The 11,860-nt window shown below is 65.1% G+C and carries 9 protein-coding genes; 4 read left to right on the top strand and 5 right to left on the bottom strand.

Annotated features, from left to right (window positions below; all coding sequences use genetic code 11):
• Positions 1-4: 4 nt before the first annotated feature.
• Positions 5-1,180, bottom strand: coding sequence for an enolase C-terminal domain-like protein (locus AX709_RS03640; RefSeq protein ID WP_066546928.1), 1,176 nt, complete (start codon positions 1,178-1,180; stop codon positions 5-7).
• Positions 1,177-1,938: a ribonuclease activity regulator RraA gene (locus tag AX709_RS03635; RefSeq protein WP_066546926.1), complete on the bottom strand. Its 762-nt coding sequence runs from the start codon at positions 1,936-1,938 to the stop codon at positions 1,177-1,179. The genes AX709_RS03640 and AX709_RS03635 overlap by 4 nt, the downstream gene beginning before the upstream one ends.
• Before the next feature lie 161 nt (positions 1,939-2,099).
• On the opposite strand from AX709_RS03635, the gene AX709_RS03630 reads away from it, so the two are divergent.
• Entirely contained in the window at positions 2,100-3,380 is a 1,281-nt protein-coding gene (locus AX709_RS03630) for an MFS transporter (protein ID WP_156454140.1), read from the top strand.
• Between the two features lie 25 nt (positions 3,381-3,405).
• Complete coding sequence (locus tag AX709_RS03625; RefSeq protein ID WP_156454139.1) at positions 3,406-5,043, top strand: hypothetical protein; 1,638 nt, start codon at positions 3,406-3,408, stop codon at positions 5,041-5,043.
• 27 nt (positions 5,044-5,070) lie between these two features.
• On the opposite strand, the gene AX709_RS03620 is transcribed toward AX709_RS03625, so the two are convergent.
• The 3 genes from AX709_RS03620 to AX709_RS03610 all read right to left on the bottom strand — a co-directional run bounded on the left by AX709_RS03620 (position 5,071) and on the right by AX709_RS03610 (position 9,556).
• A complete protein-coding gene (locus AX709_RS03620; RefSeq protein WP_066546920.1) occupies positions 5,071-5,910 on the bottom strand; it encodes an SMP-30/gluconolactonase/LRE family protein in 840 nt (279 codons plus the stop codon).
• Between the two features lie 47 nt (positions 5,911-5,957).
• Positions 5,958-8,639: a TonB-dependent receptor gene (locus tag AX709_RS03615; protein ID WP_082731612.1), complete on the bottom strand. Its 2,682-nt coding sequence runs from the start codon at positions 8,637-8,639 to the stop codon at positions 5,958-5,960.
• A 140-nt stretch (positions 8,640-8,779) separates the two neighbouring features.
• Positions 8,780-9,556 (bottom strand): NAD-dependent epimerase/dehydratase family protein, encoded by a 777-nt coding sequence (locus AX709_RS03610; protein ID WP_066546914.1) that lies wholly within the window; start codon positions 9,554-9,556, stop codon positions 8,780-8,782.
• An 87-nt stretch (positions 9,557-9,643) separates the two neighbouring features.
• Here AX709_RS03610 and AX709_RS03605 point away from each other — a divergent pair, with 87 nt between their 5' ends.
• Together AX709_RS03605 and AX709_RS03600 are read left to right on the top strand one after the other, a co-directional pair.
• Positions 9,644-10,336, top strand: a complete 693-nt coding sequence (locus AX709_RS03605) for a GntR family transcriptional regulator (RefSeq protein ID WP_197419031.1) — start codon at positions 9,644-9,646, stop codon at positions 10,334-10,336.
• A gap of 78 nt (positions 10,337-10,414) precedes the next feature.
• Positions 10,415-11,860, top strand: a 1,446-nt coding sequence (locus AX709_RS03600; RefSeq protein ID WP_066546904.1) for an aldehyde dehydrogenase (NADP(+)), incomplete at its 3' end; no start/stop codon positions are given.

Genomic DNA, 11,860 nt, shown 5'->3' with positions numbered 1-11,860 from the left:
CCCGTCAACAGAAGGAACCGTTCAATGCGAACTTGACAAGGCCCGGATCATACAAGTCGCCCTTCTCCTCGAACAGACGCGCGTACTTCGCCATCTTTTCCTCGTCGAGTGCGACGCCGAGGCCCGGTCCGGCCGGGACGTCGATCATGCCGTCGCGATAGGCGAACTTGCCGCCGGCGATGATGTCGTCCTCCAGATAATGATAATGCGCGTCGCCCGCGACGACCATTTCGGGAATGGTGCTTGCGGTGTGGAGCATCGCCGCCAGCTCGATGCCGAACTCGGTGCCGGAATGCATCGCCACGCCGACGCCGAAGGTCCGGCAGGTATTGCACAGGTCGCGCACGCCCAGCGGCCCTTCCCAATAATGGATGTCGGTCAGGATCAGGTCGGCCGTATCGCGGCGGATCGCCGGGCCGAGATCATCGAAGCGCGCGGGGTACATGTTGGTCGCAATCGGAATGTTCACGCGGCGGCGAACCGCGTTCAGACCCTCGATCCCCCACGCCGGATCCTCATACCATTCGAGATTGATCCGCTCCAGCCGCCGCCCGATGGCGATTGCGGTCGGTACCGACCAGGTGCCGTTCGGATCGATGCGCAGGTTGAAGGCGTCGCCCATGCGCGCGCGGCACGCCTCCATCGCGGCGGCTTCCTCCTCCGGCGCCATCACCCCTGCCTTGAGCTTGGCGGAACGGATGCCGAGCGTCTCCGCCAGTTCCTCGCAATGATCGGCGATGTCCTGGGGATCGGCGTCGTCGCCGCCGCCGGGGCGGTCATAACGCCAGAACAGATAACCGATGAACGGCAATCGCTGGCGCAGACTGCCGCCGAGCAGGTCGGACACGGATCGCCCGGTCGCCTTGCCCTGGATGTCGAGCAGCGCCATCTCGATCGCCGCATAGATGCGCGCGTTGGGCATGAAATAGGTGTTGCGCAGCGTCCGCTGCTTGATCACGCCGATATGGTAGGGATCATGGCCGATGATCCGCGACGCCAGCCGCTCGAACGCGGCACGCTGGTCGCCGCCGCCGACCTCGCCAAGCCCGGTGATCCCTTCGTCGGTCATGATCTCGATGATCGTGCGAACGAAATAGCCGGGATGGACGCCGGTGTTCGACCGCAACGTGGCGCTGAGCGGAATAGCGACACAACGTGCCCGTGTTCCGGTAATTTTCATACGACAGACTCATCCTGAAAATGTTGCGAGCCGGGTCTGCCGCGTTCGACCCAGGCTTCATATTGCCGCATCGCGGCATCATCCGGCGGATAAAGGCCGGTGACCGGCCGCCCCGCGCGAAGTTCGACGGCGATGAAGTCCTCCACATCCTCCTTGCGAACGGCCAATCGCGCGACCTCCGCCGCCATCGCGCGCGGGATGACCACGATTCCCTCATCATCGCCGACGATGATGTCGCCGGGGCGCACCGACACCCCACCGCAGGCGATGGCGAGCTGGACATCCTCCGGATGATGGCGGACGACCACGGGCGGCGCGGCGGGGGCCGAGTGAAACGCCGGCATGTCGAGCATTCCGATTTCGGGCGAGTCCCGAAAGCCCCCGTCCGTGACGATGCCGGCGACGCCGCGTACCTGCATGCGCAGCGCAAGCAGTGCGCCGCCCGAGGCACCCGCTGCGTCACCGCGCGAGTCGACCACCAGCACCGCCCCCGCGGGGACGGTTTCGGTCGTGACGCGTTGAAGATCCGTGCGGCTATCGCGTTCGAACAGGCTGTCGATGTCTTCACGGCACGGAATCATCCGCAACGTGTAGGCGGGTCCGACCATGCGCGCCTTCCCGGGCTGAACCGGCCGAACCCCCTGCATGAACACGTTGCGAAGGCCCTTGTTGAACAGGATCGTCGTCAAGGTCGCGGTGGACGCCAGGCGAAGTTGCTGCGCGATGTCGGCTTCAAGCGCCTGTGATCGCTCGGGCATGAAAGTCTGGACCTTTGTTCAGCAAAGTGACTGGGCAACTGATAGTCAGGCGGCGGACAGCTCGTCAATCAGAAATATATAATCTATAATCGTTGACGCGCCGGCTGTGCGACGGCAAGCTGGCCGCATCGATTCATTCCGTTGATGAACGCAGCAGGGCCATGCGCGACAACCCGAACCCCGACACATCCACGCTGCCGATCGTTCCCACCATGGCCTGGGTCATCCTGGCGCTGACATCGCTCGATTCGATCCTGGGCATGATCGACCGTCAGGCGATCTCTGTCCTGAAGGCAACGCTGCGGCTCGAGATGGGGATCGGCGACGCGCGGTTCGCGGTGCTGGTCGGCATTTTCCTGACCACCTATGCAATTTTCTATCCGATCTGCGGGCGGCTGGTCGATCGCTTCGGCAGCCGGGCCAGCCTGACCGCATTCATCCTGATCTGGTCGGCGGCGACGGTGATGAGCGGGCTCGCCAATTCCTACCATGAACTGCTGGTCTTTCGGGCCGTACTCGGCGCGGCCGAGGCGGGTCTCGTGCCCGCGACCATCGCGGCACTGGTGGTGTGGTTTCCCCGCGCCCGGGTCGCCACCGCATACTCGCTGCGCGCGGTGCTGGTGGCGCTGGGGCCGATCATGGCACCGCCCGTCATCGCGTGGCTCGCGCTGACCTATGGGTGGCGATACGGCTTCATCGTGCCGGGTTCGGTCGGCATTCTCTTTGCGCTCGCCTGGTACGCCGCCAATCGTAACCCGCCCGATTATGGGGAGAGCGAACCGGCGAAGCAGGCGAGTGACCTGAGCCCGATGCGCGAAGTGCTGGGCAACAAGATGCTGTGGGGACTGATCGCGGCGCGACTGATCAGCGATCCGCTGTGGTTTTTCATCCAATATTGGCAGGCCGGTTATTTCCAGGAAGTGCTGGGATTGACCCTGGGCGAGGTGGGCTGGCTCCTCTGGATCCCACCGCTTGCGGCGGCGCTGCTCGCGTTTCCGGTCGGCCAGGCTTCCGATCGGTGGGTCAAGTCGGGCATGGAGCCGGCACGTGCGCGGGTCCGGGCGATGCAACTGGTCGCTCTGGTCGGGCCACTGTTCGCAATCATTCCGCTGACCACCAATATCTGGGCGGCGATGGCCCTGTTTGCCGTGGTGCAGGCGGCGGCTCTGGTCTGGCTCACGCTCTCCAACATCCTTGCTGCGGCGCTGTTTCCGCGTCGCGCGGTCGGGACGGCGGTCGGCGTCCTGAACGCGGTCGGGACGGTCGGCGCTGCACTGTTCAATTTCGCAGTCGGCCCGGCGGTGGAGACCTATGGCTACACGCCGGTGTTCGTCGTCGGAGCACTGCTGCACCCGCTGGCAGCGACGCTATTGTTCCTTGCCTATCGGCGACGCGGCGCGAGCGGAGCCTCTCCGGCGCCCACTCGCGCCTCGGCAACCTGAAGCAAGCCAACGCGACAGCCGACGCATGGTGTTCAAGAAACCAGTTTCTCAGGAAGTTCGGATGCGACTTTATCCACTCACGCTTCTCGCGCTGCCGCTGATTCTCTCGGCAGCCGAAGCTCAGACACCGGCGAGCCGCATAATATCGGCGCGCGAACGGCCGCCCGTGCACGTCCGCATCGACCAGCAAATGGCGACAGGTCTTCGCGCCGGATTCAAGGGCGACCTGTCGCTGAACCCCTACTGGTTGATCGACCGCGACGGCGTTCCACATATCCTCGAACAGGATGGGGTTGCCCGGATCATTGCGACGCTCGCGCCAGCGGCTATGCGGTCCTCAGGGCACAGCCCGACGATCCGGATCGGCGGGATCGGCAGCGAACTGACCTTCTGGACCAGCACGGGCGAACCCAATCCCGATTGGTCACAGGGGCGGCTGACCCCGCGTAGCATGGCGGCTCTTGCGACGCTCGTCAGGCGCACCGGTTACCGGGTCATCCTGACCGTCAATCTGGGCCAGTACCGCCGTGGCAACCAAAGTCCCGAGCGCGCCGCAGACATGGTCCACCATGCCAAGCTGGCACTCGGCGAAAGCCTGGCCGCGGTCGCAATTGGCAATGAGCCGTCGCTCGAGCCCTTCACCTACGACCGCAATCATGACCGCTCCTACCAGCCAGACGAGATTGACCTGTACTGGCAGGATTGGAACCTGTTTCGCTCGGCGATCGTGGAGCGGGTGCCCGGAATGCGCTTTTATGGCCCGTCCGATTTCGCCATCGACGACCACAACAATATCAAACCCACGATCTACGAAGGCTTTGTCGAGCGGCAGGCAGCGCTGCGCGATGCAACGGGCGTCGCTTCAGTCGATACACTCACCTACCATCACTACACCGCCACTGCCTGCGAGAACGCGGAACAGGCGACGATCCCGATCCTTCTTTCTTCCGTTCAGCGCGAGCGCACGCGACGCGTGGCGCGCAGGCTGCACACCGATGCGGCGAGGCTGGGCGTGCCGGCGGCATTCGATGAGCGCAATTCGGCGTCCTGTGCTGGCAAGGCCGGGGTCAGCAACACGATGGCCTCGGCGCTTTGGGCGCTCGACGCCATCCTGCTCAATGTTCAGGAAGGCATTGTCGGGCAGAATTTTCACGCGATGCTCGGCCGGTGCGGCGATGAGAAGCCGCGATATGGCTGGTACACCCCGTTTTGTGCCGCGACTGACGCCGACGCCGTCGCGGGCAAGCTGATCGCGCAGCCGATCTTCTACGGCATGCTCGCGGCGCGACTGGTGCCGGATGGTCGCTACTTGGCGGTCACCCATTCCGGTCCGGAAACCCTGCGAATCTTCGCGGTTCGTGAAGGGCAGGACGCCGGGGCCAGGCTGTCGATCGTGGTCATCAATGTGGCCGATCCGGCACCCCGGCCCGCCGAGGATATCGTCATCGATCTCGGATCGACCTATATGGCGGCATCGTCCGTGACGCTTCAGGTTGCGGGGAAAGATGGGTTGCGTGCCACCAGCCAAGTCCGGCTGGGCGGCGGCGAGGTCGATGCGAAGGGCCAGCTGAACGGCATGAAGTGGCTCCCGCTTTCACTGTCAGGAAATTCGCTATCGCTGAGCGTCGCGGGGGCTACCGCGCAGGTCATTCGCATCGAGTGAGCAGGCGCGACGTCGCGGCCAGTCGGGTTATCCCCGCCAGGGCGGGATCACCACGCCCGTCCAGTCCACACCGACACGCAGTAGCGCACCATCGAGAGGACCTGACGTCAATCCGCCGGGCCCGCGCCGGGTTGTTACGTACAGGTCGCGTAGCACTCCGCCGCCGAAACATGGGCGCGTCGGCCAGGTGACGGGCAAATGCACCGTGTCGGTTAGGATGCCGTTCGCCGCGAAGCGATAAATGCGGCCGGCATCGGTCGCGGCGACCCAGTATCCGCCCTGCGAGTCCATCGCCGCACCGTCGGGCCGCCCCGCCAGACAGTTGAAGTCAGCGAACATATGACGACTGCCGATCGCACCGGTCACGACATTATAGTCGGTGGTCCAGATCCTTTGCACGTCGGGATGGCTGTCAGCCACGTAAAGCGTACGCCCATCCGGCGAGAAGGCGAGACCATTGATCGTCCGGAACCCGTCGAGCAGGCACCGCCAGCCGTCGCTGCTGCAAAAGGCATAAAGCCGGCCGCTCGGCTGGCCCTGGTTCGGTGCAAGTGCCAGCGTCCCGATGATCAGGCGTCCGATCGGATCCGTCGTCGCATCGTTGAAGCGGTGCGTCGCCGCCGAATGGCCCGGCGGCGCGCCCAGGAAGCGCGGCGCTTCGCCCCCTCCGATCTGCCACAGGCCGCGCGTGCCGCCCGCGACCAGGGTATCACCGGGTCCGGCGACGACCGCGCCGACCGGTTCGCCCAGATCCACGCTCTGGGTTCGACCGCTCGCTGCCTCCGTGACGTGGACCAGCCCCCCGGGAATGTCGACCCACGCCACCGCGTTGCGGTCCGGCAGCCACACCGCGCTTTCGCCCAGCATGGCCCGGATATCGCCGTGTGCGGCTACCGCTGGGGAGACACGCCCGGTCAGAACGTCGCCGAAAAGCCAAAGAAGAAGCGTCGGTCATCGATCAGCAACGAGTTCAGCCGCGAGGACACGCCGTCGAAGCGGCGTTCGGGGCGCCGCAACAGGTTCTGGCCGTCGACGGTCAGCTTGATCGTGTCGGTCAGATTATAGGAGAGCGTCGCATCGAGCTGGGTCTGGTTGTCGACATAACGGCTGCCGCCGAGCGACGCGGACTGGATCGCAAGCAGATAGTCGCTTCGGAAAGTGTAGGCGACGCGCCCCTGGACCGCGCCCTTTTCGTAATAGCCGATCAGGCTATAGCTGTGGGTGGACAGGTTGGGCAGCGGCAAGGTGTTGCCTGTCAGCTCGTCCGGTGTCGGAGTCGAGCTGTCCGCATAGGTGTAGTTGGCCTGGACCCCCAGTCCGTCGAACGGTGCGGGCAGGAAAGACAAGGCGTGCTGGTAATTCACCTCAAAGCCGCTGACACTGCCGTCCTCGCCATTTTCAGGCCGTGTGATCTGAAAGACATTGCCGGTGCCGTTGGGGTTGATGAAGCCCGGAATCGTCTCCGATGTCACCACCGACCGGGTGAATGAGCCGACGGTCTTGTGGAACAGCGATACCGCCAATAGGCTCGCATTGGCGAAGTACCATTCGACCGACAGATCTGCTTGCTCTGCCCGATACGGATCGAGCAGTGGATTGCCCCCGGTCCCGGTATTGCTGACGATCGAGACCGCCGAGCCGGCGGACAAGTCGCTGAGCGGCGGCGACGCCACCACGCGTGCCGCCGACAGGCGAAGCACAAGCGTGTCGGTCAGGTCGGCGACCAGCGTCGCGCTCGGCAGGAAGTCGGTATAGTCAGTCGAAAAGGTAACCGGCAGGACCTGAGCGCCGGAGACGACGTTGCCGGATGACGATCGGCTGGTCCAGATGTAGCGCGCGCCGACATTGCCGCGCATCGGCACGCCCAGCAGGTCGAACTTCAGATTGGCCTTGGCATAGATGGCATTGGTGGTCAGCGTGACCTGGCTGACGCTGGTCGGCGAGATCGGGGAGGCTTCATAGCCAAGGGACGACCGCGCCGCGGAGGCGTCGACACGACCGGTCAGGTAGCGGCTGGGAAAATCGCCGCTGGACCCGGGAAAAACGCCTCGGTCGAGCAAGCCGGTATAGCTGAGCGCGGGGATTTCACCCGGCGTGACCGATCCATCGCGGTTCGCATCAGCGACCGCCGCGATCTCGGGAAGCGTGATCGCCTGAACCCGCCGTGCCGTGTCGAAGCTGCGGTCTTCGTGCCGATAGCCGAAATCGAAGCTGGCGAGGGGACCCCACGCCGCGTCGTAGGTGAGGTCGAGGCGGCCCGCATAGCCTTCGTTATTGATGATATTGGAGTTTTCCGAGATCGATGCGACGCGGTACTGTTCGGGATCGTTGATGTCGAAGTTCGACGTGAGCGCATAATTGGGCAAGTCGGTGCCCGCTGCGAAGTCATAGGTGACATTTGCCGTCCGGCCTGGACGCGGGGCGATCACGAAGGTGAACGTGCCTGCGTCGATCGGAGATTCGCCGCGGCCATAGGAGCCGTCGGCCACGATCTTCAACCGGTCCTTTTCCCAGATCGCGCGCGAACCGATCTGGAAGACATCCGATTCATCTTCTTCCTCAAACACCAACGGCCGCAGCGTGACGCCGTTGAAGGTACCCGAAACGACGGTGCGGGCATCGTCGATCCGCGCGCCGACATCGTTGCTGTTCAACAGGATTTGCTGGTGGACCGGCCGCCCCTTCGCCTCGAACTTGTTGTACGTTCCCTCGAGGAGCAACTCGAGCTCGTCGGTGGGCTTCGCCTGGAACGAACCGTTGAAGGTCAGCCGCTCGACGCGTCGGGGAACGCGGATCAACTGCAGGCGGGCCGGGCGGAACAAATTGGCGTCGTTGACCCCGTCCCCCGTGCCGTCGATGTCGCTGACGCGGGTATAGTTCGCCACCTCGAACCGCTGCTGCTCGGTCTCGAGAGCTTGATAGGCAACATTGACGAGCAGCCCGAGCTTGTCGCCGCCGAAGCGGGTTGAGTAGAGCGCCGAGCCCCGGAACCCGAGATTGCGGTTCAGGTCGCCGTATTGACCCTGGGCACGCAGCGCCACGGTACCGTCGGGCAGGTCCAGCGGCCGCTTGGTACGCAAGTCGACGGTGCCGCCGAGCGCTCCCTCGATCTGGTCGGCGGTCGGCGACTTGTACACGTCCACGCCGGCGATGATGTCGGATGCGATCACGTCGAGCCGAGCCGAGCTGCCCGCATTAGCGCCGATGAACGTTCGGCCGTTGATCAGCGTATTGTTGAGCGAAATGCCCCGGATCGTGAAATCCGCGCCTTCGCCCCGAAAGCGCGTGATCTGCAGACCCGGAATCCGGCTGAGGCTGTCAACGACATTCTGGTCGGGCAGCTTGCCGATGTCCTGTGCCGAAATGGAATCAACGATGCCGACCGCATCGCGCTTTGTATCGATTGCCGCCTGAATCGACCTGCGAATGCCGGTGACCACGATATCGTCGTCGACAGTTTGGGCCTCCGCCTGGGGAACGTCGGCCGGACTGGTTTCATCGGCCGGCGTAACCTGCGCTGCCGCCTGACCGGTCAGCATCAGCAACATGAGTGAAGCCGTTCCCGTCGATGCCAGCAACCGTGCCCTAAAGATCATCCTACCCGCTCCCACTATTATATGGAATATATAATGTAGAGTCGTTCAAGGGCTGTCAATCGCCGATCCTGACGGGTCGTTTTAAGCGGTTCAGCAGCGACAATGGCCGGAAAGCGCCCGATTCATCCGCCGGGATCGACCTAGATTCTCGGGGTTGCCGCGATAAAGCGGCCGCCGACTCGCCCTGTCCCCGCCTGATCGGTGGCATCGTCGGCCAGCTCGAACCGTGCCGCATCGTCCTGCGGGTTATAGCCGACACGGCACCATGCATCACGATCAACGTTTGCGGCGGCATTGGCCGAAAATCCCCACAAGAGGTGATGCCCACCCGCCGGATCGCGAATACAGGCGTCGACGAGCCGGACGCAGTCGGCGGGGCTGAGCCACGTCACACGCTCGCGCGCCGTCATCGGGATGGGCCGACAGGTTCCGATGCGCAGAATGTAGACGTCTCCGCCCCCGCGCGCATGATGCAGGGTCAGCAACGCCTCGGCCGCCAGCTTCGAAACGCCGTACAGGCTATCCGCCGGTGATGGGGTCCGATGATCGAACCGCATGTCGAAGGGTGCATAACCGGCGGCATGCAACGAACTGGCGAAGATGATCCGTTGGCCAGGCCGCACCGCGCGGCATAGCGTCAAGGTCGCCGCGACATTACGATCGTGAAGCAGGTTCCACTCGGCATCATCGGCGTGACCGGCCAACTGGACGATGGTGTCGACGTCCGCGCATGCTCGCTCCATTGCCGCCGCGTCAGTAATGTCCAACTGAATTTGTGCGACGGAGCCGTCCGCCAGTTCCGCATTCGGCTCGATATCGGCAGCGACAACGACATGACCCCGGCTGACCAATGCAGGCACCAGATGACGGCCAATCCGCCCGGAGGCACCCGTGACCAGAACATGCTTGCCGACCATGACCAACCCTCTTTGATATTCTATTCTATATAATTATATGCTCTTGCTAGCGGGATGTCGGTCCAGAGCAAACACGGAAAGAGAACGATGACGGGTATTAGGGCGGGCAAGATCGATCCGACGACGGCGACGATGTATCTGCGCGTGACCGAGGCACTGCGTGGTGACATCGTGGCGGGCCGGCTGAAGCCGAACGATCGCCTGAAAGTGCCTGAGCTTGCCGTTGCCCTTGGCGTTTCACCGTCACCGATCCGCGAGGCGCTCCAGAAGCTCCAGTCGGAGGGACTCGTCACCCTCAAGCCGAACCATGGCGCGGTTGTGCGCGGGATCGACGCGGAGGAATTCGCGCAATTGCTCAGGCTGCGCGCCGCGATCGAGGGTATGCAGGCCAGCCTGTGCGCGGATCGAGCTTCCGCGGCATTCATCAGCCGCTTACGCACGCAGGTCGAGCGGTTCGGGCAAGCGATCGACATCGGCGATCGCGACGCGCGGCTGAAGGCGAACGCAACCATCCACAAGCTCATCAACGGGATCGACGGCAGCGTGGTCGCGCAGGAAATGTTGACGCGGATCGATGCGATCACGGCGGCGGTGCGACGCGAATGGCCGCTAGGCGCCGACCGGCTCGACGCTGCGCACCGCGAACATGTCGCCCTTGCCGATGCCATTGCCGACCGCGACCGCGAGCGTGCCGCCAGGGTGGCGCGCGATCACGTCCTGGCCACGCTGAACGACATTCTTCAGCATATGAAGGTCGCGGAAAGCTTCGCCTCCGGCTGAAGATTCACAAGCCTGGAAGTGTGTTCAACTGTTTCGGAAGGATCGATCTTGACGGAGGCTGTCCAGCTCACCGGTGCGATGTTCATCGGCGGGGTTTCGCGGTGGAGCGAGACGCGCTTCGCGGCATGGGATCCCGCGTCGGGTGCGGCGATTGAGGATGGCGCGTTCAGCGTGGCGTCTTTGGCCGACGTCGCCGATGCGTGCGCGTGCGCCGACGCGGCGTTTCTGCCCTATCATGCCCGGCCATTGGAAGACCGCGCGCGGTTCCTGGAGGCGATTGCAGACGCGATCGACGCGCTCGGCGACGGGCTGATCGAACGCGCCATGCGCGAGACCGGGCTTCCGACCGCGCGATTGGTCGGTGAACGCGCCCGCACCACCGCGCAGCTGCGCCTGTTCGCCGCGACCGTGCGCGACGGCGGCTGGCAGGCGCGCCGCCATGACCCCGCCGATCCGGCGCGCGTGCCGCCGAAGCCCGAACTTCGGCTGCGCAAGATTGCGGTCGGCCCGGTCGCGGTGTTCGGCGCTTCCAACTTCCCGCTCGCCTTCTCGGTCGCCGGCGGGGACACCGCCGCCGCGCTCGCCGCCGGATGCCCGGTGGTGGTCAAGGCGCATCCGGCCCATCCCGGCACGTCGGAGCTGGTGGCCACCGCCGTGCTGCGCGCCGCCGCGACGCTCGGGATGCCCGACGGCGTGTTCTCGTTGCTGGGCGGGCCGTCGCACGATATCGGCACCGCGCTGGTCGCCGATCCGCGCATCCGGGCGGTCGGCTTTACCGGCTCGCGCAGCGGCGGCATCGCACTGATGAAGGTCGCCGCCGCCCGCCCGGTGCCGATCCCGGTCTATGCCGAGATGTCGAGCATCAACCCGGTGGTGCTGATGCCCGCAGCACTCGCCGCGCGCGGCGATGCCATTGCCGACGGGTTCGTCGCGTCGCTGACGATGGGGGCGGGGCAGTTCTGTACCAACCCCGGCCTGGTGCTGGCGATCGAGGGTCCGGCGCTCGACCGGTTCCTGGCGCGCGCGGCCGCAACGCTCGCCAATGCCCCGGCGCAGACGATGCTGAGCGCCGGCACCCACCAGGCCTATCAGGCGGGGCGCTCCCGACTGGCCGCGCATCCCGATGTGCGGCTCGCCGGCGAAGGCCTGGCCGAGACCGGCCCGACCCAGGGCCGCGCGGCGCTGTTCGAGCTCGCTGCCGGCGCCTTCATCGCCGACCCCCGACTGGCGCACGAGGTGTTCGGCGCGACCGCGCTGGTAATCCGCTGCCGCGACCTCGCCGAACTCGGGCACGTGATCGCCAACCTCGAAGGCCAGCTGACCGCCACGCTCCACGCCGACGACGCCGATCACGCCGACGCGATCCCCCTCATCGCCCGGCTCGAGCACCGGGTCGGCCGCATCCTCGTCAACGGCTGGCCGACCGGGGTCGAGGTCTCACCCGCCATGGTCCATGGCGGACCGTTCCCCGCCACCTCCGACGGCCGCTCCACCTCCGTCGGCACCCTCGCCATCGACCGCTTC

Source organism: Sphingomonas sp. CCH15-F11 (assembly GCF_001557005.1).
GTDB lineage: Bacteria > Pseudomonadota > Alphaproteobacteria > Sphingomonadales > Sphingomonadaceae > Sphingomonas.
This window is presented reverse-complemented; position numbering and strand designations above follow the sequence as displayed.